The 24,094-nt window shown below is 65.6% G+C and carries 26 protein-coding genes and 1 tRNA gene; 6 read left to right on the top strand and 21 right to left on the bottom strand.

The features are described 5' to 3' along the window. Positions 1-10 precede the first annotated feature (10 nt). Positions 11-370: a hypothetical protein gene (locus ABE463_RS08430; RefSeq protein ID WP_346467836.1), complete on the bottom strand. Its 360-nt coding sequence runs from the start codon at positions 368-370 to the stop codon at positions 11-13. Between the two features lie 220 nt (positions 371-590). Here ABE463_RS08430 and ABE463_RS08425 point away from each other — a divergent pair, with 220 nt between their 5' ends. Further along, the gene (locus tag ABE463_RS08425) at positions 591-875 is read left to right on the top strand and encodes a peptidase (RefSeq protein ID WP_346467835.1); all 285 of its coding nucleotides are present in this window, start codon (positions 591-593) and stop codon (positions 873-875) included. Between the two features lie 14 nt (positions 876-889). On the opposite strand, the gene ABE463_RS08420 is transcribed toward ABE463_RS08425, so the two are convergent. Both ABE463_RS08420 and ABE463_RS08415 read right to left on the bottom strand, forming a co-directional pair. After that, complete coding sequence (locus ABE463_RS08420) at positions 890-2,254, bottom strand: HAMP domain-containing sensor histidine kinase (RefSeq protein ID WP_346467834.1); 1,365 nt, start codon at positions 2,252-2,254, stop codon at positions 890-892. Next, a complete protein-coding gene (locus tag ABE463_RS08415) occupies positions 2,251-2,925 on the bottom strand; it encodes a response regulator transcription factor (protein WP_123730675.1) in 675 nt (224 codons plus the stop codon). The genes ABE463_RS08420 and ABE463_RS08415 overlap by 4 nt, the downstream gene beginning before the upstream one ends. Positions 2,926-3,104: 179 nt before the next feature. Here ABE463_RS08415 and ABE463_RS08410 point away from each other — a divergent pair, with 179 nt between their 5' ends. The 4 genes from ABE463_RS08410 to ABE463_RS08395 all read left to right on the top strand — a co-directional run bounded on the left by ABE463_RS08410 (position 3,105) and on the right by ABE463_RS08395 (position 5,409). Beyond that, complete coding sequence (locus tag ABE463_RS08410; RefSeq protein ID WP_346467833.1) at positions 3,105-3,827, top strand: MipA/OmpV family protein; 723 nt, start codon at positions 3,105-3,107, stop codon at positions 3,825-3,827. A 2-nt stretch (positions 3,828-3,829) separates the two neighbouring features. Next, the gene (locus ABE463_RS08405; RefSeq protein ID WP_123730673.1) at positions 3,830-4,042 is read left to right on the top strand and encodes a hypothetical protein; all 213 of its coding nucleotides are present in this window, start codon (positions 3,830-3,832) and stop codon (positions 4,040-4,042) included. A gap of 39 nt (positions 4,043-4,081) precedes the next feature. Then, a complete protein-coding gene (locus ABE463_RS08400; protein ID WP_346467832.1) occupies positions 4,082-4,498 on the top strand; it encodes a hypothetical protein in 417 nt (138 codons plus the stop codon). 140 nt (positions 4,499-4,638) lie between these two features. Beyond that, on the top strand, positions 4,639-5,409 hold the full coding sequence (locus tag ABE463_RS08395) for a transporter (RefSeq protein WP_346467831.1): 771 nt from the start codon (positions 4,639-4,641) through the stop codon (positions 5,407-5,409). Between the two features lie 27 nt (positions 5,410-5,436). On the opposite strand, the gene ABE463_RS08390 is transcribed toward ABE463_RS08395, so the two are convergent. From ABE463_RS08390 to ABE463_RS08350, 9 genes are all read right to left on the bottom strand, one after another. Continuing rightward, positions 5,437-6,441 (bottom strand): hypothetical protein, encoded by a 1,005-nt coding sequence (locus ABE463_RS08390; protein ID WP_346467830.1) that lies wholly within the window; start codon positions 6,439-6,441, stop codon positions 5,437-5,439. Positions 6,442-6,557: 116 nt separating this feature from the next. Beyond that, complete coding sequence (locus tag ABE463_RS08385) at positions 6,558-6,731, bottom strand: DUF1328 family protein (RefSeq protein ID WP_346467829.1); 174 nt, start codon at positions 6,729-6,731, stop codon at positions 6,558-6,560. Positions 6,732-6,791: 60 nt separating this feature from the next. After that, the gene (locus ABE463_RS08380) at positions 6,792-7,229 is read right to left on the bottom strand and encodes a GNAT family N-acetyltransferase (RefSeq protein WP_346467828.1); all 438 of its coding nucleotides are present in this window, start codon (positions 7,227-7,229) and stop codon (positions 6,792-6,794) included. A gap of 144 nt (positions 7,230-7,373) precedes the next feature. Beyond that, positions 7,374-8,756 carry a hypothetical protein gene (locus tag ABE463_RS08375; RefSeq protein ID WP_346467827.1) on the bottom strand — a complete coding sequence of 461 codons (1,383 nt, stop codon included), beginning with the start codon at positions 8,754-8,756 and terminating at the stop codon, positions 7,374-7,376. 73 nt (positions 8,757-8,829) lie between these two features. After that, positions 8,830-11,877, bottom strand: coding sequence for a TonB-dependent receptor (locus ABE463_RS08370; protein WP_346467826.1), 3,048 nt, complete (start codon positions 11,875-11,877; stop codon positions 8,830-8,832). Positions 11,878-12,037: 160 nt separating this feature from the next. Continuing rightward, a complete protein-coding gene (locus ABE463_RS08365) occupies positions 12,038-13,084 on the bottom strand; it encodes a FecR domain-containing protein (protein ID WP_346467825.1) in 1,047 nt (348 codons plus the stop codon). A 5-nt stretch (positions 13,085-13,089) separates the two neighbouring features. Next, complete coding sequence (locus ABE463_RS08360; protein WP_184997243.1) at positions 13,090-13,614, bottom strand: sigma-70 family RNA polymerase sigma factor; 525 nt, start codon at positions 13,612-13,614, stop codon at positions 13,090-13,092. Positions 13,615-13,739: 125 nt separating this feature from the next. After that, entirely contained in the window at positions 13,740-14,585 is an 846-nt protein-coding gene (gene panB / locus ABE463_RS08355; RefSeq protein ID WP_346467824.1) for a 3-methyl-2-oxobutanoate hydroxymethyltransferase, read from the bottom strand. Positions 14,586-14,616: 31 nt separating this feature from the next. Continuing rightward, positions 14,617-15,150, bottom strand: a complete 534-nt coding sequence (locus tag ABE463_RS08350; RefSeq protein ID WP_346467823.1) for a LysE family transporter — start codon at positions 15,148-15,150, stop codon at positions 14,617-14,619. Positions 15,151-15,345: 195 nt separating this feature from the next. Between ABE463_RS08350 and ABE463_RS08345 the strand changes: the two genes are divergently transcribed. Beyond that, on the top strand, positions 15,346-15,807 hold the full coding sequence (locus tag ABE463_RS08345) for an Lrp/AsnC family transcriptional regulator (protein WP_346467822.1): 462 nt from the start codon (positions 15,346-15,348) through the stop codon (positions 15,805-15,807). Between the two features lie 187 nt (positions 15,808-15,994). On the opposite strand, the gene ABE463_RS08340 is transcribed toward ABE463_RS08345, so the two are convergent. From ABE463_RS08340 to thrS, 9 genes are all read right to left on the bottom strand, one after another. Continuing rightward, positions 15,995-16,071: transfer RNA gene (locus ABE463_RS08340), tRNA-Pro, on the bottom strand. A gap of 67 nt (positions 16,072-16,138) precedes the next feature. Further along, positions 16,139-16,495, bottom strand: a complete 357-nt coding sequence (locus ABE463_RS08335) for a MerR family transcriptional regulator (RefSeq protein WP_019182707.1) — start codon at positions 16,493-16,495, stop codon at positions 16,139-16,141. Next, positions 16,476-16,775: an integration host factor subunit alpha gene (locus tag ABE463_RS08330; protein WP_005410432.1), complete on the bottom strand. Its 300-nt coding sequence runs from the start codon at positions 16,773-16,775 to the stop codon at positions 16,476-16,478. The genes ABE463_RS08335 and ABE463_RS08330 overlap by 20 nt, the downstream gene beginning before the upstream one ends. A gap of 26 nt (positions 16,776-16,801) precedes the next feature. Then, positions 16,802-19,183 (bottom strand): phenylalanine--tRNA ligase subunit beta, encoded by a 2,382-nt coding sequence (pheT, locus tag ABE463_RS08325; protein WP_346467821.1) that lies wholly within the window; start codon positions 19,181-19,183, stop codon positions 16,802-16,804. A gap of 90 nt (positions 19,184-19,273) precedes the next feature. Continuing rightward, a complete protein-coding gene (locus ABE463_RS08320) occupies positions 19,274-20,269 on the bottom strand; it encodes a phenylalanine--tRNA ligase subunit alpha (protein ID WP_070470901.1) in 996 nt (331 codons plus the stop codon). A gap of 195 nt (positions 20,270-20,464) precedes the next feature. Then, complete coding sequence (gene rplT / locus ABE463_RS08315; protein ID WP_017355264.1) at positions 20,465-20,824, bottom strand: 50S ribosomal protein L20; 360 nt, start codon at positions 20,822-20,824, stop codon at positions 20,465-20,467. Between the two features lie 10 nt (positions 20,825-20,834). Further along, the gene (gene rpmI / locus ABE463_RS08310) at positions 20,835-21,032 is read right to left on the bottom strand and encodes a 50S ribosomal protein L35 (RefSeq protein WP_017355265.1); all 198 of its coding nucleotides are present in this window, start codon (positions 21,030-21,032) and stop codon (positions 20,835-20,837) included. Between the two features lie 436 nt (positions 21,033-21,468). After that, positions 21,469-22,008: a translation initiation factor IF-3 gene (infC, locus tag ABE463_RS08305; protein ID WP_172838068.1), complete on the bottom strand. Its 540-nt coding sequence runs from the start codon at positions 22,006-22,008 to the stop codon at positions 21,469-21,471. Positions 22,009-22,056: 48 nt separating this feature from the next. Next, positions 22,057-23,961 carry a threonine--tRNA ligase gene (thrS, locus tag ABE463_RS08300; protein WP_346467820.1) on the bottom strand — a complete coding sequence of 635 codons (1,905 nt, stop codon included), beginning with the start codon at positions 23,959-23,961 and terminating at the stop codon, positions 22,057-22,059. Positions 23,962-24,094: the final 133 nt, after the last annotated feature.

The raw sequence follows: 24,094 nt of genomic DNA, 5'->3' as shown, positions 1-24,094 counted from the left end.
GCGGTGTCGATCAGAACCGTGCTTCCAGCCCGATGCCCGGGCCGGAGACGGCGATATCCACGTCGAAACGGCGCCCGACCTGGCGCAATGTCATGTAGCGGTAGCCCACTCGCAGCCACGCATGCTCGGTAACGCGGTACCCATAGCTCGTCATCGCATCGACGGTGACATCGTCGCTGTCGCTGCCCATCATCCACACCGTCATTGCGTGGCGCTCGGCCAGCGCCCAGCCAAGCCGTATGCCGAGTACCGGATCCACCCAATCGCGCGCCAGGTGCGCCCGTTGCGACAGCGCGTCCACGGCACTGCCCTGCCAGGCTGACTCCGCCGCCACGGCCGGTGAGACCCCACACACGCCGAGCAAGAGCATCCCTTTCCAACGCATCATCGTTCCCTGCTGATGGTGGCCACGCCCTACAACAACGCAGGGCGTGCAGAGCTTCATCACAGCCCACGCACGGTGATGGAGGGGTGAAAACTCTCCGATTGAACGGCCCGTGCGGCGCTTGCTGGCAGGCACCGGCGTGCACGCATCATCGACGGGGCCAGCGCGAGACTGTCGCTCATTGCATCCGCGGTCCTGGGCCTGCATGTCCACCCGATCTGTGCTGTTTTCCCTGAGTGCCGCGCTTGCGGTGATCACTCTCACGGCCTGCGCGCCCCATGCGCCGCCCGCCGCCTCCACCACCTCCCGCATCCCGGGTGCCGACCGCGATGAGCACGGCTGCATCGGCTCTGCCGGCTACCGATGGTGCGGCCGCACCCAGCGCTGCGAACGGCCTTGGGAGCTGGCCAGCGCCAAGGGCGTGGAGAACACCGCCAAGGCGATCGACACGTACTGCGCGGCACCGGCGGACGCGCCGCCGCCGGGCTGATCAGCCACTCCTGGTCATGCCAGGGCCGTACCGGGTAACGGACGCGGGTCCACCGGCAACACCACCAGGAACCGCGCGCCGCCGCCGGGGGCACTGTCCACCGCGATGGTGCCCGCATGGCGCAACACGATTTCGCGCGCCAGATGCAGGCCCAGCCCGCTGCCACTGCCACTGGGCCGCAACCGGTGGAACGGCTCGAACACGGACAGTCGCTCGGCCTCCGGCACCCCAGGCCCTTCATCGCTCACCGACAGGCCCCCGTCATCGCACAGCGCCACCGCGATCATGCCGCGGCCGCCGCCATGGGCGATGGCGTTCTGCAGCAGGCTGGCGATGACCCGGTGCAGCGCATGCGGATCGCCGCGCACCCAGATCGGCTGATCCGGTGCGTCCACCGAAAAGCCGTAACCCGCATCCACTACCAGCGGCGCTACATCCGCGGCCACTTCGCGGGTCAGCGCGGACAGATCGATCCGCTGGGACTGGCTGCCATGTCGATCCAGCCGCTGCAGATCGAGCAACTGCTCGGCGATGTTGCTCAGGCGACTGAGGTCCAGCTGCAGGCGTGAACGTGCATCGCCGGGCGGCAGATCGGCCAGGCGCGTGGCCAGAATAGCGATCGGCATCCGCAGCTCGTGCGCCGCACCGGCGAGGAAGCGATCCTGCGCGTCGTAGCTTTCGCCGATACGCCGCACCGCGGCATTGAAGGCATCCACCAGCGGATAGATCTCCAGCGGCACCGCATGCGTGTCCAGGCCGCTGCCACGCTCGTTGACCTGGATCGCCGCCGCCTGCGCGGCCACACGGTTGACACCGCGTAGTGCCCGGTGGATGACCCACGGCGACACCACCAACGTGATCACCAGCACCGGCAGCGCGATCCAGCCGCCAAGGTACCGGACGATCAACAGCAGCTGACGCACAATGCTGCGTTCGGGAATGCCGCCCATCGCAACATGCAGCCGTCCTTGCGGCCGATCGACGACCACCACGCGTGCGGCAAGTGCATCTGCATGCAAACGGGTGCGGATGTCGGTCTGCTCAATATGTTCAAGCTGCGCCACCAACGGGCCGTACTGCGCCGGGACCTCACCGTGCACCAAGCGGCGACCGCGCTCATCGGCAGCGGCGAACCAGAAGGTGCTTGGCGGACGGGGCACGGCGACGGCCAGCTTCGCCCGATCCACCTCCAGCCCTTGGCCACTGAATGCGATGGCCGCTGCAATCTGGTCACCGGTCCTCCAGTCGATATAGGCCGAGCGACCGTTGCCGTAGGTCAGGACCATCGCACTCAAGGCGAGCGCGATCGTGGCCACCTGGATCAGGCCGACCTTCCAGGCCAGATTGAATGCGAGCGAGCCGGGTTTGAGCAATCTCACGGCGCATCCTTGAGCAGATAGCCGATCCCGCGCATGACGTGGATTTCCACGCCTGCATCAGCTTCCAGCAGCGCTTTACGCAGCTTGGAGACATGCGCATCCAGCGCGTTGGACTGGATAGCATCGTCGAAGCCGTACACGGCCTCCAGCAGCGAGGCACGCCCGACCGTGCGCCCCTGCCGCAGGGCCAGTGCCTCAAGCACCAGCAACTGGCGTCGTGGCAGCGCGAGCAGTACCTCGGACACGCGTGCCTCGCGCGCGACGAAATCGAATTGCAGGCGGCCCAGTGACAGCAGCGGCAACGCGATCTGCGACGGCCGCCGCGAGATCGCGCGGATCCGGGCGAGCAGTTCTTCGACGGCGAAGGGCTTGGTCAGATAGTCGTCCGCACCCACGTCCAGCCCGGTGACCCGGTCGGCCACCGAAGCGCGCGCGGTCAGCATGATCACTGGCAGGTTGGGCACGTGTTCGCGCGCCACCTTGACGAAGCTGGCGCCATCGCCATCCGGCAGCTGCCGGTCCAGCAGCAGGATCTGATGGACACCGGCTTTCAGCGCTTCATCGGCCTGCGCCATCGTGCCGACCACGTCGACCACCATGCCGTGGCGCGCCAGGCTGACCTGGATCGCGCTGGCCATTTCCGGATCATCTTCCAGGAGAAGAAGGCGCATGAAGTGGTGCCTGCGGGTACGAAAGAGGCGATGGTACCGCGCCGCCAAACGTAACGTTCCGACAATGTAGTGCGCCCACCATGACACTCCGGTTGTTCCCCCTCGGCAGGTCCATGCACGTCCGTTTCCGTTCTCCGCGTCCGCTTCCTGCTCTGTCTGCCCTGGCGCTGGCCAGCGCAATGACTGCCGCCACTGCCCAGGCCGCCGATGCCCCCCAGCCCGGCAAAAAGGGGAGCGTCGGCATCGCCGTCGTCGCCCTCAAAGCTCCCTATGCCGGCTATGACACCGATCGCCTGGCCGCCCCGATCGTCAGCTGGGAAGGCCGTTCGTTCTTCTTCCGTGGCGGCAGCGTGGGGTATCGCCTGCACCAGACCGCGCAGTCCGAGCTCGCCCTGACCGCCTCGCCGTACGTCATGCGCTTCAAGCGCCGCGACAGTCACGATCCGCAACTGCGCCAGCTCGACAACCGCAGCCTGTCCGGCATGCTCGGCGTGTCCTGGCGGCACCAGGCCGATTGGGGCGTGCTGCAGGCCAACGCGCAAGCCGAAGTCACCGGCCACGGGGGCGGGTTCTCCGCCGATGCCAACTACGCCTACCCGATCCCCGCCGGCCGTGTGACCTTCATGCCCGCCGTTGGCGTGAACTACGCCAGCGCCGATCTGAACGACTACTACTTCGGGGTCAGCGGCCGCGAAGCCGCCCGCAGCGGCCTGGCGCAGTACTCGGCCGGCAGCGGTGTTTCCCCCTACATGGACATTGCTGCGGTCATGCCGCTGGGACCGCGTTGGACCGCCACTGCGTTGATCCGCCGCACCTCGCTGGCCGATGCGGTGCGCGACAGCCCGATGACCCGCGGCAACCACATGGATACCGCCGCCCTCTCCCTCAGTTACGGATTCTGATCATGCGTCAGGGAATCGTACGTCGTGTCGCGGATCTGGCCCTGCAGATCGAGCCGGACCGCGCCGCCGTTCTTGAATGGATTCTGCATTCCCCACTGCCCGCGCTCGACGGGCAGACCACGTTCGAACTGGCCTGTGATGGCCAGGGCGAACGCGTGGTGGCGCTGTTGGGCAGCCTGCTGCGGCAGGGTGATCCGGCCCTGCCCCGCATCTGAAGTTCCCTTGTTTTCCCCACCGGTGTTCTGGAGGCGCGCATGAACAACGCAACCAATACCTGCCTGCTGCAAGCAGCCAATGATGACCTCGCCGTACACGCGATCGTGGCCAACCTCCACCGCGCTATCCAGCACCGCATGGACCGCGACGGCCAGACACATGGCTGCTTCTCGCGGGCCTACATTGCCGAGATGTTCGAAGTCGCGCGCACCATCGGCACCGACTGCCGTCCCTACCAGGCAGACGCGGAGTGGATCGCCGCACGACGGGCATGGCTGGATGCCGTGCTGGACGACCATGCCGACGAGCGTCGCGACGCGCGGCTGACGGCCGCACGCCACGCGGCCGATGGCGTCGTACTCGACGCCTGCCGACTGGGCCGCGATGCGATGCAGGAGGCAGCGGGCGCGCGCCTGCGCGATGCGTTGATTGCGATGACCCGTCCGGCGCACTGAGGCGCACGTCGGCTCACTGGTCAACGCGGCGTCGACAGGGATCGCCGCTCCACATCGCCCCTGAAATCGGCGTGCTACATTCCGGCCACGGAGCAGGTGTGCTGCTCGTGATGCCGGTATCAGCCGGCCTGGAGCGTTTCATGCGGTGTTCGGCCCTGCTGTTGTTGCTGCTGTGCTCCGGTGGTGTGCACGCCCAACAGGACGGGCCGCCGGACATCGCCTTCGACCGCCCCGGCATCGGTTTCGCCGCCTCCACACTGCCCCGCGGTGGCGTCGCGCTGGAGGCGGGACTGCCCAGCTTCAGCCGCGACCGCGACGACGCGGGTGTGCTGAGCACGCAGTACAGCACCGACATCAATCTGCGGATCGGATTGGCCGAACATCTCGAACTGCAGGCCTTCACCTCGCCCTGGAACCACCTGCGGGTGGCGCCGCGTGATGCGCCAGCCGAGCGCAGCCACGGTGCTGGCGATGTGGGCGTCGGGCTGAAGGTCGCCCTGCCCTTGTCATCGGAAAAGCACGCCGTCGCGCTGCTGGCCAGCACTACGTTCGCGACTGGCTCGCGCGACTTCAGCGAGGGCGCGACACAGTACGCGCTGGGTGCGAGCTATGAGTACGATTTCAATGATCGCTGGACCGGCGCGCTGTACGCCAATGTGACCCGCGGTGGCAGCGAGGACAGCATCACGTGGGCGCCCAGCGTCAGCTTCGCCGCCACCGATACCGTCAGCACCTATCTGGAGGTCGGTTTCACCGATACCCACGGCGAGCCATCGACCCGGATTGCTGGTGCCGGCGTCACCTGGATGGTGGCCCCGACCGTGCAGCTGGACGCCTCATTCGATGTGGGATTGGACGATGACAGCCCGGATACGCAGGCCGGTATTGGGATTTCCATGTACTTCGACTGACCGTGCACCAGCCGCGCTCAGCCAAGATCAACGAGCCGCTGCGTCACGAAGTGCTTCACGTATCCGGCCCGCTTCTTGCTGCGCCTGATCCCTTTGCCGGGGTGTCATGCCTCTCGCCAAGCGCTCCCTGGTTTCGGCATCATAAGGCGTGGGCATGACGCTGCTGAGAACGTCGTTATACGCGTAGGCGAGCACCGGATTCTTTTCGATAAGCACGCCGCTCTCGTAAATACCTGCCATCCGCTGTAGACCTTCGGGAATCCCCAGATCTGCAACCGAACGGACGTATCGCACAGCGTCCTCGCGGTAGGCCTGCACCGCTGCTGGATTGGAGAGCATGGCTCTCGCATCGCCGATGATGAGGGTGGAATCATTTGCGTAGATCAGCCGTGCAGTGAGGTCGCCGCCTTCTGCCGCCATGCGCAGCCAATGTCCGCGTTGTCCGATCTGTGCCTCGCTGACGCCTTCGCACCATGCCATCGTTTTTTCAATGCTGGACAAGCGCGATGCCTCGAAGCGCGCGATAAACGCTTCCCGAGTCAACCCGGTGCCTTCGTACATCTTCGGATCGACATGCCTGTAAGTCCGCGGCGAGACATCCTCCGCGTAGGCGCTGAGGCAACGGTGCAGCACCAGATACACTTGGCGCGCGGCAACTTCATCGCCTGCGTTGGCCTTTGGGGTCAACGTCGCCAACAAGGCCGCACCTGTTCCGTCGGGAATCGTCTGATCACGTCCCAGATCGAACGGAAGCGACCGTGCGGAGATGGGCAAGATCGGCTGCGATCGTTCGCCCCCTTTGACCTTTGGAATAAGCTGTTCCGCATCCGCCATGGAGGGATCAAGCGAGCCGTTGAACGACCCATTCTGCGCCTCCGCGGAGCTGCTTCTCAGATATCCCCATCCTGCCGCCGTCAATCCGCCTATCAGAACAACTGCTAAGGCAATCCAACGCAAAGACATGTCATCGCTTCCTGTCGTGACGAAGATGCGCCGCAGGCGAACGCAGCGACACACCATACTTCCGTTCATCAAGAGGATGACATGTCGCCCGCTCCGAGGGCCAGACCCAATGAAATCGCCCCCGGATCATAGGATCCAGGGGCGATGGATGGACTGCGTCGTTGTGCTGACCTCAACCCCCAGGGTCAGGTCACCTTCCTGGCGATGGTCATGCCCAGCACGAACAGCACCACGGCGATGATGATGCCGGCCCAGAACAGGAACTTGGCGATCCCGATGGCAGCGCCACCGATGCCAGCGAAACCGAGGGCGCCGGCGATCAGGCCGATGACTGCAAAAATGATGGCCCACTTGATCATGATGATCCTTTCCCCGAATCGGGTTGAATGACAGGCCTCCACGGTAGCCAGCCGGCTGTCTCACCTTCGTGAACGCGTTGCCTGAACGGCGTGAAGTAAGACCGGCGCGGTGAGGCGCATCTCCATCGGCTGGTAGCGCAGCCCGGAGGATTCCGCGCGATCGGCGGTGCAGACAAAGCCGTAACGCTCATACGCAGGCACCGACGACAGCGACGCACTGACAGTCAGCACCTCCACACGCGCCTGCTCGATCATGGCCGCCATCAGTGCCTTGCCGATGCCCCGCTGCTGGGCGGCCGGATCGACGAACAGCATGGCGACATGGCGACCTTCCTTGAGTTCGGCGATACCGACGATCCGGCCCTCCTGCTCGCAGGCCAACATCAGATTGTCCTGGGCCATGCGCGCACGGAACCCCTCCACCGATGCGATGCGGGAGAACGTCTCGATGCCAAGGGGGGTCAGTGAATCCGCCACCGCGCCCATGAAGGCAGCCATGCACACACGGCTGGCCTGTTCGAGATCCGCTGCCACCAAGGTCCGTACCGTCATCTGCACTTCCTTCCACGTCCATGAGGTAAGCGATCACTCTACCTTGATGTCGCGCCGCCGCGCACAGCTCACCTCCGGATCAACGCCAACTCAGCGCGCGACCTGGATAAACACCGGGTTGGAATAGAACCACAGGTCCTGCCAGGGATCTTCGCCCGGCACATCGGACAGCGGCGCCACCTCACGGGTGCTGCTGCCGCGTGCACGGACGAACCCGCCCCGGGCGGGAACCGGCAACACCCAGGACACCGAGCGCCATGCGCCGTCCAGCTGCCAGTCGCTGGCGCCGAACACACGCGTCTGCATGACAGGGGTACTGCCATTGCCGGGGCTGCCCACGATCAACTCGACGTGATCCAGCACCGGGTGCTGGCCAGCGTGATTGGCTGAAGCCGGCACGCGCACCCGCAGCGTCACGCGCATGGGTGCCGCGGTGGACAGCGACAGCGTGCCGCCCATCGTTGCAATGCGTGCATCATCACCATCCGCACTCACCCGCAGCTCAAGCGCATCGATCAGATCGCCGGTCACCGCGAACATGCGCCCGTGGCGAAGGCCATCGAGGATGTCCTCGGCGTCCCGCCGCGCCCAGACATGGGTCTTGCTGTACTGGCCGGGATCGAAGTCACTGCCGCCATCGCGCTGATTGACGTGCGAATCGGAGCTGGCCGTGATCCAGAAGCGGTGGCCTTCCGAGAGCAGCGTGTCCCAGATACCGCCGACCGTTGCGGTCATCTGGTCAAAGCCGCCCATCGTGGGTGCGTCCGCATTGCGATAAAGACCGCGATGGACGCGCGTGGCCTGGTGGCCGGGGGCACCTTCCATGCCGACCAGCACCTGCGGTGCGGCCGCATGCCAGGCAAGCAGCTCATCGGGCTCGACGTCGCCCCACCGGCCCATGGCGGTGGCAGTGCGCGCGGGGTGATTGATGAACATCAGCGGCGGTGCCGGCAGCGACCGCATGTGGGCCAGTGCATCGAGCATGGTCTGCCCGTCATCGCGGCTTCCCTGCAGCGGCTCGCTGCGGCCGTAATCGCGTTCGATTGCGACCAGCTGGTCGCGCTCATCCGGGCCTGGGGCGATGATCAGCGAAGCGTGCTCGCCAGCCGGCACGTCGAATTCCATGCCATTGAACTGGATCAGCCCGGGCACCTCGCGCCGGGCATCCAGCAGCGCCGGCCACGCATGGTCCCGGGTGACCGCCGAATGCCCCGGCCCGCCATGATCGGTATGCACCATCCAGCTCAGCCCATTGGCGAGCGCCTGCTGGGCGTTATGGGTGCGGGTGTAGGACGAGTCACCACCACGGATCGGCGTGGGCGGCGCGGTGCTGCGATCCCAATCCACGCTCCACTCGCTGTGGACATGGTGGTCGCCAGCCTGCCAGCTACGGCCGGCATCGTCATCGGCAGCGTGCGAGACCGCCGGCCACGCCAGCACCGCCACAAGCGGCAGGAAGAAAACATGTCGCATCGTATGTTCCTCACAAACGGGCAGCCGCATCCGGGGCACGCGCACGTGCCTCCGGATGCACCGCGAAGGTGGCTCAGAAGTCCGCGCGCAGGCCGAGGCTGATCCGTCGGCCGGAGCGCTCGTACATCGTCGGGAACGCGGGATCCATCGTGTAGCCGGTGGTCGCCTGGTTGGTCAGGTTGATGCCCTTCAGGCTGAGCTTGATGCTGTCGGTGAGGCGGTAGCCGATCGACACATCCACCTGGCCGTAGTCATCGCGCCAGATGGGGTACATGTTGTAGCCGATCGATTCGACGTACTCACCCTTGTGGTTGTACGACACGCGCGCGTCGAATCGGTCGTTCTCGTAATACACGGTCATGTTGTATGACTTCTCCGAGAGCCCCGGCATCGGCGTGCTCACGCCCAGATCGGATTCGCCGGCCAGCGAGCTGTCCAGCATCGTGTAGTTGGCGTTGATGCCGAAGCCTTCCAGCGAACGGTGCAGCATGCTCAGCGGCAGCTGCGCGATCAACTCGACGCCTTTCACCACGTAGGTGCCATCAGCGTTGATCGGCTGGTACACGTCGAAATCATAGGTGCCGTTGAGCGAGCCGTTGGCGTTGTAGACCGCCACATCCGGTACCACACCGGTCAGCGCATTGATCACCACGCCGTCGATCTTCTTGTGGAAGTACGAGGCCGCCAGCAGGCCGCCGTTGTCCAGGTACTTCTCCAGCCCCAGCTCCCACTGCTTGGCATAGGTGGGCTGCAGGTCCGGGTTGCCATCGGTGAAGCGGAACGAACTCCAGCTGGCGGTGCGCTTGTAGGCGATGTCGGTCAACGCCGGGCGGATAAACGTCTTGGAGGCGGCGCCCCGCAGCACCAGGCCCTCGGCCAGTTCGGCAGTGGCATTCAGGCTCGGCAGCAGATCGTTGTAGCTGCCCTTGCGCGAGACCGGTGTGTCGGTATAACCGGTGGTACCGTCTGCCCGCTGGATCGGGTGGAAACCGGAGGACTGCACCGAGGTGTCCACATAGCGCACGCCGGCGTTGATCGAGACTGGCACGCGGCCCACATCGAAGCCGATGTCGCTCATGGCGTACAGGCTGGTCACGTTCTCATCGACCCGGTAATACTGACCCGGATCGAACGGCGTTGCGAAGCCCGGATAGCGAAACGCACTGCGTGCGTAGTCGTTGGAGACCATCTTCCAGTCCAGGTCTTTCACCGAATAGCCACCGCCCGGCACGATATCGCCGATCGACTGCAGCGGACTGTCGGCCAGGGTGCGTTTGTTCACCCAGCTGTTGTCACCCGCAGCCGGCCCGTAGATCTTGGCTTCGCCATACTCGCGCTGCTTGGACTTGTCAGTGTAGCGCGCGCCGAACTGCACGCTGCGCAGCGCCGGCAGGAAGGCCAGTTCCAGCGCCTTGGTCACATCCACCTGGGCGGCATACTTGTCATCGCTGACCTTCTCCAGCGTCGTCTCATACGCTTCGAACAGGTACTTGTCCGAGGCGTTGTACATGTCGATGCTGGCCGGGTTGGCGCTGGGAATCGTCTCCCCGCTCTTGCCGGTCCAGCGGGTCCGCGAGGGCGCGTAGGCCACATGTTTGAGGTTGCTGGCATCCAACGTCTTGTCGGCGCCGGAGTAACCGACCATCGCATCCACGCCCCAGGTGTCGCCCTGCCAATCCATCGCCACGCTGTACTGGCTGAAATCGGTCTTGTTGATCCGCTCCTTGCTCAGCATTTCGTGCTGGGTGGCGGTGTAGGACACATCGCGCAGGACCACGATGCCGTACTGCGACAGCGTGCTGGCGTCGTAATCGTGGATGGTCTCCAATGTGCTTCGGCTGGACGCCGAATATGCCGCCGCGTCGTACTCGTCTTCGGTGGTGTCGTAGCCGCCGCGCATCGCATCGAAAGTCAGGCTGAAGCGGCTGCTCGGCTTGTACTGCAGCGAGGCGGTGGCACCCCATTTGTCCTGGTCGTTGACGAACACGCGGTCGCCCACCTTGTCCTGGAACACGATCAGGTTGCTTTCATCGGTGTTGTTGCGGTTCTTCACCACCACGCCCGCATCGCGTGCCAGCACCGCGGCGGCCTGCGTGCCGCGCGTGCCCGAGGCGCCAAGGAAGCGTGACATCGGGCGGAAGTTGATGCCCGAGGTGGCATCTGTGCGGTTGCTGCGCTTGGCGGTGGCAAAGGACACCAGGCCGCCCCAGTCGCCCCAGGTGTCACTGGCCAGGAAGGAGAATTTCGGGTCGACCTCTTCCGAGATCGAGTTGTGCGCCCCTTCCACCGACGCCACCAGCTTACGGCCGGTGTAATCGAACGGGCGCGCGGTGGAAATCTGCACCGAGCCGGCGATGCCGCCCTCCTCATCCGCCGCAGTCGGCGACTTCAGCACCGTTACCTGCTGGATGATCTCCGAGGCGAAGATGTCGAACTCGATATCGCGACCACCGCTGCCGGATGCTGTGGCCAGGTTGTTGATCGAGACATGCGTGTACTCCGACGGCAGGCCACGCACGTTGACGCGGCTGCCCAGCCCCTTGTCACGCTCGATGGTCACGCCCGGCATGCGCTGCAGGGCTTCGGCCAGGTTCTGCTCGGGAAAGTCGGCCACGTCGGTGGCCACGATCGAGTCGGAGAAACCGATGGTGGCGCGCTTGATGTCCACTGCCTGCTCCAGGCTGCGGCTGTAGCTGCCCACCACGTCGATGCGCTCCAGCTGCTGCAGGCCCGCGCCTTCCGCTGCGGGGGCCGCTTCAAATGCCACGGCCGATGTGGCGACGGGCACGGCAGACGTGCCCGACGGTGCGCTATCACTGCGCGCTTCGATGGTCACCGTGGTGTCGTTGAGATAGCGATAGCGCAGGCCGGTGCCGTCCAGCAGCTGCTCCAGCGCCTGCTGCGGGGCAAGCCCCGCCGGCATCGCGCGGGTGCGCGGGTTGCCGGCCTGCTGCGCGTTGTAGACGAACTGCAGGCCGGTCTGGCGCGAGAGATCGTTGAGTGCGCGGTCGAGCGGCTGGGCGGGAATCGCCTCGCTGGCCACGCGGGTCTCCTGCGCGGTGGCGGTGACGGCGGCGCTCTGCAGGGCAAGAGCGATCGAAAGGAAAAGAATGCGGCGCATCGTAGAAGTCCAGTGGGGTGGTATGAGCGTCGCGAGACGGAATCGTTCGCGCTTGCCTGGACTACGAGGGCGCAGGGCGAGGATCGGGCACCGGTATTTCGATGAATTTTTTTTGACAGCCGCTCGGCGCGCACTGCGCGATGACGCGTGGATAGCTTGTTTACCGCTGTTTCTCGCTGGTTTCCGCCGCCGATCGGCTGCTCACGTGGATCCGCTGGTCGACCACGCGCGTGTGCAGCGATGGCTGTTGATCGAGGAAGGTGCGAAGCGATGCAAGATCGTCGCCACGCAGGTTGCCGGTCAGTCGCAGTGCCCCGGCGACGTCATCGTCCACCTGCAGGCGCACGCGGTTGAGGCGATTGAACTGCTCGGCCACCTCGCGCAGCGGTTCGTCCTGGAACACGACGCGTCGTCGCCACCACGCGGTCATCGTGTCGGTGTGCTGCTGGCGGAGGCTGACGGTCTGATCGCGGTAGTCGATGTGGGCACTCTGGCCTGCGCGAAGATCGGCGAGCAGCCGGCCCTGGCCCGAGTCGCCGCGGATCTGCACGCTGCCCTCGGCCACCTCGATCCGCGCCTGCTCGCGCCGCAGCGACACGTCGAACGTCGTGCCGATATCGCGCACCTCCAGCCCTGCCGCATGCACGGCAAAGGGACGGCGTTCCTCGGCCACCACAAAGCTGGCCTGCCCGCGCGACAGCTCCACGCGTCGGCTCAACAAGGTGAAGCGGATCGACAGCTCGCTCTCTGCATTCAGATGTACCACGGTGTGATCAGGCAGCGCGAAGCTGCGCGGCGCACCGTGCGCCGCCACGTAGTGCCGTGTCTGTGGCCAGGCCATGTGGCCGACGAACACGACACCCAGCAGCAACGCGGCCGCGGCGGCGATACCCGGCAGGTGGCGGCGTGATGCGCGCAATGCCACGGGCGGCGGAGGTCGCCGCCGCACCGGCAGCGCCACCACGTTGTCGTCGGCTGCCGGTGGCCCTGCAGCGATCAGCGCATCCAGGTCCACCGCCATGCCGCGCAGCGCATCGCTGAGCTCGCTGGCAACCCGGCTGACCGTGATGTACTCGCGCAGATGCGCCGGTGAGGTCACCAGCCACTTCATGAACTGGCGTTGCTGCTCGGGGGTCACCCCGCCCTGGCGCTGCAGCGCATGCCAGTGCGCGGCCTCGTTGGCGAGGGACGGGCGTGGGGCAGGCATTTCGCTCACCACGCCTCCGCATGACCGGCCAGCGCACGGCGACACACGGACAGCCCGCGCACCACATGCTTCTTGACCATGTGCGAGGACACGCCGAGCCGCTCGGCGATCTCCTTGTAGCTGAGCCCATCGCGATACTGCATCACCAGCACAGCGCGGGTGTGCTCGGGCAAGGTGCCCAGCAGCGTCTGCAGGTGCGTGCGGCGCTGCTCACGCTCGGCGGCGTCTTCCACGGTTTCCTCGCCGGTCAACAGCGTGGTGAGGTTCTCAAGATCATCGATGGGCAGCATCGACCAGCGCCGGCGCGCGGCCTGCTCGCGTGCGAGATTCTGCGCGACGGTGAACAGGTATGCCTCCGGATTGGCGATCGCCTCGCCTTGATCCTCATGTGCGCGCAGCAGGCGCAGATAGGTCTCCTGCACCATGTCTTCGGCATCCTGACGCGCACCGCGGCGGGTGAAGAATCCCCTCAACACCGGCCCCTGTTCCTGAAACATGCGCGCCAAACGCCGTTTTGCGTGTTCGGCCACGATCCCACCTCACCCCCAGGTGCGGCGAAGGTACGTGGCGTGTATGACGATGCGATGACGCAGGCGACACGGCACCGCCGCGCGGCGATACCGTGGACACGCGCCTCAGGCGGTACGTGCGTCGATCAGAACGTGTGTTCCGGGCCGGGGAACGTGCCTGCCCCCACCTCTTCCGCGAACTCACGCGCGGCCTTCTGAAGCAAGCCGTGCATATCCGCGTACTGCTTCACGAAGCGCGGCAGCTTGCCGGTGCGCAGCCCGGCCATGTCCTGCCAGACCAGTACCTGTGCATCGCAGTCGCTGCCGGCCCCGATGCCGACCGTCGGAATCCTCAGCGCGGCGGTGATCTGTGCGGCGACCGCGCCCGGCACCATCTCCATCAGCACCGCGAAGGCACCTGCGGCCTCCAGCGCGCGCGCTTCCTCGATCAGGCGTGCGCCATCCTCGCCACGACCCTGCACCCGAAAGCCGCCGAGCTGATGCTCGGACTGCGGCGTGAAGCCGATATGCGCCATCACCGGAATGCCGCAGCTGACCAGCTTGCGGACCTGCGGCACCATCTCGATGCCGCCCTCCAGCTTGACCGCGTGGGCCCCGCCTTCCTTCATGAAACGCACCGCCGTATGGAAGCACTGCTCCGGCGAGGCCTGGTAGGACCCGAACGGCAGATCGGCAATCACCAGCGGACGGCGCGTGCAACGGCTCACCGCCCGCACCAGCGGCATCAGCTCATCAACCGTGACGGGCAGCAGCGAGTCGTTGCCGAACACGTTGTTGGAGGCCGAATCGCCGATCAGCAGCACCGGAATGCCGGCATCTTCGAAGATCGCCGCGGTGTACATGTCGTAGGCGGTGAGCATGGCCCACTTCTCGCCGCGCTCCTTCATCTGCTGCAGATGCGGAATGCGCACGCGCGGTGCCGGGACCGGGGCGCTACCCGGCGTCGCGTAGGGATGGAGCTGTTCGGTCATGCCGAGAATCCTCGTGCGGACAACGTGGGGGTCAGAGTGTGCCGGTTCCGCTCAGCAACAGCATCGCGATCAGGATCATCGCGGCGCCCGAGACGCGGCCGACCACGCGTGATGCACGCGGGCGCGTGCGCAGCACGGCACCGGCGCCATACCCGACTGCCAGATAGACCGCCGCGCAGCTGACCAGGTGCACCATGCCCAGCGCGATGATCTGCACAGGCATCGCCCATGCCGCGCTGGCGGAAATGAACTGGGGCAGCAGCGCCAGAAACAACAACAGCACCTTGGGATTGAGCCCACTGACGCAGGCGCCCTTGATTGCCCAGTGGCGCCATCCCGTCACCGCTCCCGCATCTTCCGCTGCGGCCACCGGCGGATGGCGCAGCAGCTCAATGCCCAGCCACAGCAGATACAGCGCGCCAAGCACGGTCAGTACGTGCAGCGCGGCAGGCGCACGGGCGAACGACGCCCGCGGCGACCAGCGTGATCGCCAGCAGATGGCCAGACAACAGCCCGGCCACGGCAGGCACCACCGCCCGCCCGCGCAGGCCGGCAGCGATCGCATGCGCCCAATCCGCACCGGGGGTGAGCACGAAGAGGATCGAAACCGCCCAGAAGGCGATGATGACGCTGGGTTGCATGGGGTCCAAAGGGCGGTCTTGCCGCGATCTGCGTGCCAGACAGAAGAATATTCCCGCGACTCTGGAATGTGCTTCCAAATACTTGCCCTGCGCCGCGCATCAGGAGGAAACTCTTGCGCATGGACATCACCGATCAGCGGATTCTTGCCGAGCTGCAGAAAGACGGGCGCCTCACCGTAACCGAACTGGCCGAGCGCATCGGCCTGAGCGTCTCGCCCTGCCACCGCCGGGTACGTGCCTTGGAGCAGTCCGGCGCGATCCGCGGCTACCGCGCCGAGCTGGATCCCGCCACCTTGGGCCTGAAGTTCTCGGCCCTGGTGTTCATCACCTTGCGCGGCGGCGACCGCCGCGCGGTGGACGCCTTCGAGCATGCCGTCGCCGACGTGCCGCAGGTGCTGCAGGCGCAGCGCCTGTTCGGCGATCCGGACTATCTGCTGCACGTCATCACCCGCGACCTGGCCGCGTTCCGGCAGCTCTACGACGAACACCTCTCTGCCCTGCCCGGCGTGCAACGGCTGACCTCGACCCTGGTGATGAAAGATGTGGTGATCGACCGGCCGCTGCCGTTGCACGGGCATTGAGGCAAAGGCGTTAGACCTTCCTACCGCGGCCTGCATCCAACGGTGAATGACCCGCCGGAAGCAATGTGCGACCGGCGTACTACGCACCGGCGGCACTCGAACAACCGGACAAAGCCAAGGCAATCGCCGCCCAAAAAGAAAAAAGGCCTGCGCATCGCTGCGTAGGCCTTTGTTTTTATTACCAGTTTGGTCGGGACGGCCGGATTTGAACCGACGACCCTCTGCCCCCCAGGCAGATGCGCTACCAGGCTGCGCTACGCCCCGATGATGCTGGCAATGTCCCCGCCTCTCAGCGGGCCGACGAGTATAACGGGTTTGCGTGAAAAATGGTTCAGCGGCGCAGCAATTGCAGCACTTCTTCCAGTTCCATCCGCGTCTGCTTGATGATCTGGTTGCTCAGCGCCGATTCCTCGCGCGCATCGGCACCTTCCAGGCGCAGGCGCGCGCCGCCGATGGTGTAGCCCTGCTCATAGAGCAGGCCGCGGATCTGGCGGACCATCAGCACGTCGTGGCGCTGGTAGTACCGGCGGTTGCCGCGGCGCTTGGCCGGCTCGAGACTGGGGAACTCGGTTTCCCAGTAACGCAGCACGTGCGGCTTGACGTCGCACAATTCGCTGACCTCACCGATGGTGAAGTAGCGCTTGGCCGGTATCGGCGGAAGTTCTCGGTTACTGCCCGGATCCAGCATATGCCTCTACCCTTTCCTTGAGCTTCTGGCCCGGACGGAAGGTGACCACCGTACGGGCGGAAATCGGAATTTCCTCACCGGTCTTGGGGTTGCGACCCGGGCGCTGGTTCTTGCGCCGCAGGTCGAAATTCCCGAAGCCGGACAGCTTCACCTGACGTCCCTGTTCCAATGCTTCACGCAGCACATCGAAGAACGCGTCGACAAATTCCTTGGCTTCGCGCTTGTTCAGACCGACTTCGTCGAACAGCTTTTCGGCCATCTCCGCCTTGGTCAATGCCATTGCCTGCTATCCCCCATGCTTCCCGCTCAGCCGCGGATCCGGGCGTGATGTTCACGCTCCATGGCAGAGACCGCCTCGGCCACCACCGCATCCACGTCGCGGTCCGTCAGAGTGCGCGACTTGTCCTGCAAAATCAAGCCCATAGCGAGACTCTTGAACCCCGGCTCGACCCCCTGGCCGACGTATCGGTCGAACAAGGTGACCTCCCGCAGCAGCGGCCCGACGGCGCGGCGCAGGGTGGCTTCCAGGGCGGCCCAAGCCGCGGCCTCGGGGACCAGGAAGGCCAGATCGCGGCGCATCGACGGGAAGCGCGACAGCTCGGTCGCGCGGGGCAGCGCGCGGGCGGCCAACGGGGCCAGGTCCAGCTCGAAGGCGAACACGTCCACGTCGATATCCATGGCCTTGGCCAGGCGCGGATGGATCTGGCCGATCCAGCCCAGGCTGACGCCGTCACGGGAGACCTCGGCCGACCGTGCCGGGTGGCCATACGGACGCTGCGACGGCGTGAACACCAGCTCGGCGCCACTGGCCGCAGCCAGCGATTCCAGGTCGCCCTTGAGGTCATGGAAATCGACCTTGCGGGTCGGCAGACCCCACTGCTGGGTGTCGGCATCGCCACAGATCGCGGCGGCCACGCGCTGGGTTTCCAGCGGCGCGGGCTGGCCTTCGCCGGCCTGCTGATGGAATACGCGGCCCAGTTCGAACAGGCGCACGCGGCCCAGCTGGCGGGCGGCATTGCGGCCCAGGGTGGCGACCAGGCCCGGCAGCAGCGACGGACGCATCACCGCCAGTTCGGCCGACAGCGGGTTGGCCAGCGCGACCAAGCCCTCGCCCAGCTGCCACTGCGCAAGCAGCGCGGCATCGACGAAGGCGTAGTTGATGGTTTCCAGCAGATCGCGGGCGACCAGCTGGCGCCGGACGCTCAGGTCGTCCAGGCAGGTCTCGGTCGGCATCGCCACGCGCGAGGCACCGCCCGGCAGCGTGGTCGGAATCTGCTCGTACCCGTGGATACGGGCCAGCTCTTCGATCAGGTCTTCTTCGATGGCGATATCGAAGCGACGGCTCGGCGCGGTGACCTGCCAGCCATCGGCGGTCGCGGCCACCTCCATGCCCAGCGCGCGCAGGATGCGCTCCACATCAGCATCGGCGATCTGGATGCCCAGCACGCGCGCGATACGGGCGCGGCGCAGACCGATGGTGGCGGTCGCCGGCAGGTCCGCTTCGCGCACGGCCTCGGTGACCGGCGCGGGGGTGCCGCCGGCCAGGTCCAGAATCAGGCGGGTGGCGTACTCGATCGCCGCGCGCGGCAGCACCGGGTCGACGCCGCGTTCGAAGCGGTGGCCGGCATCGGTGTGCAGGCCGAGCTTGCGGCCACGGCCCATGATCGCGGCGGGCGCGAAGTGCGCGGCCTCCAGGAATACGTTGGTGGTGTCGTCGGTGACGCGCGTATCGAAGCCGCCCATCAGGCCGGCCAGCGCGATCGGGCGATCGGCATCGGTGACGAGCAGGAAGCTGTCGTCCAGCGCGGCATCGCGGCCGTCGAGCAGCTTCAGGGTTTCACCCGCGCGCGAACGGCGCACGCCGATGCTGCCCTGCAGGGCGCCCAGATCGAAGGCATGCATCGGCTGGCCGAGCTCGAGCATCACGTACTGGGTGACGTCCACCAGCAGCGAGACCGGGCGCACGCCGCTGCGGCGCAGGCGCTCGGCCATCCACAGCGGGGTCGCGGCGCGGGCGTTCACGCCCTCGATCACGCGGCCGACGTAACGCGGCGCTTCGGCGCCGGCGTCCAGCTGGATCGTCAGTTCACGCGTGCCTACGGCGGCGACCGGCGCGGCGTCGAACGGCACCACTTCACTGGCGCACGCGGCGGCCACGTCGAAGGCGATGCCGCGGATGCTGAAGCAATCGGCGCGGTTGGGGGTCAGCTTGATCTCGATGCTGGCGTCGGGCAGGCCGAGGTACTCCACCAGGGTCTGGCCGACGGGTGCATCATCCGGCAGTTCGAACAGCCCGGAGGCATCGGTGTCCAGGCCCAGTTCCTTGGCCGAGCACAGCATGCCGTTGGAGTCCACACCACGCAGCTTGGCCGGCTTGATCTTCAGATCGCCGATCTGCGCGCCGACCATCGCCAGCGGTGCGACCAGACCCGGGCGCGCGTTCGGCGCGCCACAGACGATCTGCAGGTGCTCGCCCTGCCCCGCATCGACCTGGCAGATCTGCAGGCGGTCGGCTTCGGGGTGGCGTTCGGCGGAAATGATCTTCGCCACGACCACATGCTGCAGGCCATCGCCCAGCGCATCGACCGCTTCCACTTCCAGACCGATCGCGGTCAGCACCGCGCTGAGTTCATCGCGCGAGACGGTGGTCGGGACGTGGCTGCGCAGCCAGTTTTCAGAGAATTTCATGGTGTCACCCTGGTGGACCCGGCGCAGGCGCCTGGGCCGTGATGAATGGTGGTGCGACGTCGCGCCGGGGTCGGCCCGGCGGTTCCGCTGTTACGCAAACTGCTTCAGGAACCGCACGTCGTTTTCGAAGAATGCGCGCAGGTCGTTGACGCCGTAACGCAGCATCGCAAAGCGCTCCACGCCCAGGCCGAAGGCGAAGCCGGTATAGCGCTCCGGATCGATGCCGACGCTGCGCAGCACGTTGGGGTGGACCATGCCGCAGCCGAGTACTTCCAGCCAGCGGGTGCTGCCATCGGGCTGCTGCCAGGCAATGTCCACTTCCGCGCCGGGTTCCACGAAGGGGAAGTAGCTGGGACGGAAACGCATCTCGAAATCGCGCTCGAAGAACGCGCGCACGAACTCGGACAGCGTGCCCTTGAGATCGGCAAACGTGGAGTGCTCATCGACCAGCAGACCTTCCACCTGGTGGAACATCGGCGAATGGGTCTGGTCGCTGTCGCTGCGGTACACCTTGCCGGCCGCGATCATGCGCAGCGGCGGGGCGTGCTCGCCCATGTAGCGCACCTGCACACCGGAGGTATGCGTGCGCAGCAGGCGGCCATCGCCGAAATAGAAGGTGTCGTGCATCGCGCGCGCCGGGTGGTGCGGCGGGAAGTTCAGCGCTTCGAAGTTGTGCCAATCGTCTTCGATTTCCGGGCCTTCGGAGAGCTCGTAACCAAGGCGGCCGAAGATCTCGGTGATGCGCTCCAGGGTACGGGTCACCGGGTGCAGGCCACCGCGCTCATCGCGACGGCCTGGCAGGGTGATGTCGATCGCTTCCGCGGCCAGGCGCGCGTCCAGCGCAGCGTCTTCCAGCACGGTCTTGCGATCACCCAGCGCGCTGGTCAGCGCGTCACGGGCACGGTTGATGGCTTCGCCGGCGGCTTTGCGCTCATCGGCTGGCAGGCCACCGAGCTGCTTGAGCTGGGCGGTGATGCTGCCGTTCTTGCCCAGCAGGGCCACGCGCAGGGCTTCCAGCGCATCGGGGCTCTGGGCAGCGGCCACGTCGGCCAGTGCCTGCGTGGTCAGGGATTGGATGTCACTCATGGATAGCCGGAGCCTCGCGTCGGTATGCCATCGCGATGCGCGTCGGGCCGACCCCCGTCGCCACCGCTGTCGATCGATGGCACCGGGAGGGCCACCGCCAACACAAAAAAGAATGGGGAAGGACTTGCGCCCTTCCCCATGCATTTGCCTTACCCACAGCCGTTGCGCGTGAACGGCAACGGCAGGGGAATGGACTTATGCCGCCAGTGCGCCCTTGGCCTTTTCGGCCAGTGCAGCAAAACCAGCTGCGTCGTGCACGGCGATGTCAGCCAGAACCTTACGGTCCAGGGTGATGCCGGACTTGAGCAGGCCGTTCATGAAACGGCTGTAGCTCAGGCCGTTGATGCGGGCAGCCGCGTTGATGCGGGTGATCCACAGCGAACGGAAGTTGCGCTTCTTCTGCTTACGACCGATGTAGGCGTACTGCTGTGCCTTGATCACGGCCTGCTTGGCAACGCGGAAGACCTTGCGGCGAGCGTTGTAGTAACCCTTCGCCAGGGTCAGAATTTTCTTGTGGCGGCGACGCGCCTGTACGCCACGCTTTACTCGTGCCATGGGTCAGTCCTCAGAGGTAGGGAAGCATACGGTTCAAACGGCCTGCGTCTTCTGCACGAACATGGTTCGTCTGACGCAGATTGCGCTTCCGCTTGGTCGACTTCTTCGTGAGGATGTGGCTACGGTTGGCGTGGCCAGCCTTGAACTTGCCGGACGCGGTCTTGCGGAAGCGCTTGGCCGCCGCCCGGTTGGTCTTGATCTTGGGCATTGCTATGTCCTTGATGATGTTTTGTCACTGACCAGGGCGGTGGCATTGCCACACTTTCCGTCCGTGCCCTTGCCTGCTTGTAAGCCCGGGATCCCCTATGGGAACCAGGCCGGTCCTGTTTGCCGTTGAAACAGCGTGCCTTTATGGGGCGGGAAACCGTTCAAAACAGCACCCCCGCAAAACGGGGCCGCCCATTATGCCCGTGAATCCAGGCAGTTGCAAACGATTGATTGGGCGGGTATTTACCGGTGCCGGCAGGCGTGGAACGCCTACCGGCCGGGCCGCAGAGGCTGCGGCCACGGCAAACGGCAGCAGGCGCCTGAAAAGGCGCCCGTGCCTTGTAACGCGAATCTGAAGCACTCGACACCGGCGGCGCCGGCGGCCGGGCATGGCCCGGCGCTACGCCCCGCCCGTCCGGGCTGGGGCCGATGGCCGGTTACTTCTTCTTCGGCGCGATCATCATCACCATCTGCCGGCCTTCAAGGCGCGGACGGGACTCGATCACGATGTCCTCGCCCAGATCACCTTCGATCCGGCTGGCCATTTCGCGACCCAGTTCCTGATGGCTCATTTCACGGCCACGGAAGCGGATGTTGACCTTGATCTTGTCGCCCTCTTCCAGGAAACCGCGCATCTTGCGCAGCTTGATCTGGTAATCACCTTCATCGGTGACCGGGCGGAACTTCACTTCCTTGATCTCGACCTGCTTGGTCTTCTTCTTGGCCTCGTTGGCCTTCTTCTGCGCTTCGAACTTGAACTTGCCGAAGTCCATGATCTTGCACACCGGCGGATCAGCCTGCGGCTGAATCTCGACCAGGTCCAGACCTTCGTCTTCGGCCATCGACAGCGCTTCGTCACGCGTCAACACACCAATCATTTCTCCGTCGCTGCCGATCACGCGGACGCGCGGCACCCGGATTTCCTGATTCTTGCGGTTCTGTTTGTTGTCAGGGGTACTGATATTGCAATCTCCCAGAGGAATCAAACCGGCCCATCGCGGAGCATCCGCAGGGCCGGGACTTTCTTACACGGACTGTTCTGCCTGCAACCGCTCGATGAAGGCCTGGACGGACATGCTGCCCAGATCTTCGCCAGAGCGCGTACGCACGGCCACGGCGCCATTTTCCTTCTCACGGTCGCCAACCACCAGCAGGTACGGGACCCGCTGCAGCGTATGCTCGCGAATCTTATATCCGATCTTCTCGTTGCGCAAATCGGCGTTCACGCGGAAGCCTTGATCTGCAAGGGTTTTCCGTACTTCGCTGACGTATTCAGCCTGCGCATCGGTGATATTGGCCACCACGACCTGGGTCGGAGCCAGCCAGGACGGGAAGGACCCGGCGTGGTGCTCGATCAGGATGCCGATGAACCGCTCCATCGAGCCGACGATCGCCCGGTGCAGCATGACCGGGTGCTTTTTCTGGCTGTTTTCGTCCACGTACTCGGCGCCGAGGCGGCCGGGCATCATGAAATCGACCTGCATCGTGCCCAGCTGCCAGGTACGGCCGATGGCGTCCTTGAGGTGGTACTCGATCTTCGGGCCGTAGAAGGCGCCCTCGCCCGGCAGCTCCTGCCACTCCACGCCACAGTTGCCCAGGGCCGAACGCAGCGCGGCTTCGGCCTTGTCCCAGGTGGCGTCATCGCCGAGGCGCTTTTCCGGGCGCAGCGCGATCTTGATCTGGATCTCGTCGAAACCGAAGGTCGTGTAGACCGCCAGCGCCTGCTGGTGGAAGGCCGTCACTTCGGCTTCGATCTGCGACTCGGTGCAGAACACGTGGCCGTCGTCCTGGGTGAAACCACGCACGCGCAGGATGCCGTGCAGCGCGCCGGAGGGCTCGTTGCGGTGGCACGAGCCGAACTCACCGTAGCGGATCGGCAGATCGCGGTAGCTGTGCAGGCCCTGGTTGAACACCTGGATGTGGCCCGGGCAGTTCATCGGCTTGACCGCGTAGGTGCGCTTCTCCGATTCGGTGAAGAACATGTTTTCCTGGTAGTTGTCCCAGTGGCCGGACTTCTGCCACAGCGACACATCCAGGATCTGCGGGCAGCGCACTTCGCCGTAGCCGCTGTCGCGGTACACACGGCGCATGTGCTGCTCCACCACCTGCCACAGCGCCCAGCCCTTGGGGTGCCAGAACACCAGGCCCGGGGCCTCTTCCTGCAGGTGGAACAGTTCCTGCTGCTTGCCGATGCGGCGGTGGTCGCGCATTTCGGCTTCTTCGATGCGCTTGATGTAGGCCTCAAGCTGCTTCTTGTCGGCCCAGGCGGTGCCGTAGATGCGCTGCAGCTGCTCGTTCTTGGCATCGCCGCGCCAGTAGGCACCGGAAATGCGGGTCAGCTTGAAGGCCTTCAGGAAGCGCGTGTTGGGCACGTGCGGGCCGCGGCACATGTCCACGTATTCCTGGTGGTAGTACATGCCCATGGCCTGGATCTCCGGCGACATGTCGTCGATCAGGCGCAGCTTGTAGTCTTCGCCACGCGCCTTGAAGATCTCGATGACCTCCGCACGCGGGGTGACCTTCTTGATGACGTCGTAGTCCTGCGCGATCAGCTCGGCCATGCGCTTTTCGATGGCGGCCATGTCCTCGGGCGTGAACGGGCGCTCGGAGTAGATGTCGTAATAGAAGCCTTCGGCGATGACCGGGCCGATCACCATCTTGACGTCCGGGTACAGCTGCTTGACCGCATGACCGACCAGATGGGCGGCGGAGTGGCGGATGATCTCCACGCCCTCCTCGTCCTTGGCGGTGATGATGCGCAGGCTGGCATCGTGGTCGATAACGTCACTGGCATCGACCAGCACGCCATCCACGGCACCGGCGATGGTGGCCTTGGCCAGGCCGGCACCGATGGACTGGGCGACGTCCATGACACTGACGGGGTTTTCGAATTCACGGCGGCTGCCGTCGGGGAGCGTGATCGCGATCATGAGAGTGCTTTGGTCTGGTGGCCCGCAAGGGGGCCTGGAGAATCCGGGGGCGAGGCAATAAAAAAGCGCCACGAAGGCGCCTGCGTCAGGGGCCGTCGGGGGCGTTCAGCGGTGGGCGGTGGTAGTGCTCATG

Origin of the sequence: Stenotrophomonas sp. TWI819 (genome assembly GCF_039673075.1) — a bacterium.
Taxonomy (GTDB): Bacteria; Pseudomonadota; Gammaproteobacteria; order Xanthomonadales; family Xanthomonadaceae; genus Stenotrophomonas; species Stenotrophomonas rhizophila_B.
The sequence above is the reverse complement of the archived record's forward strand: the minus strand, read 5'-3'. Positions and strand labels throughout refer to the sequence as shown.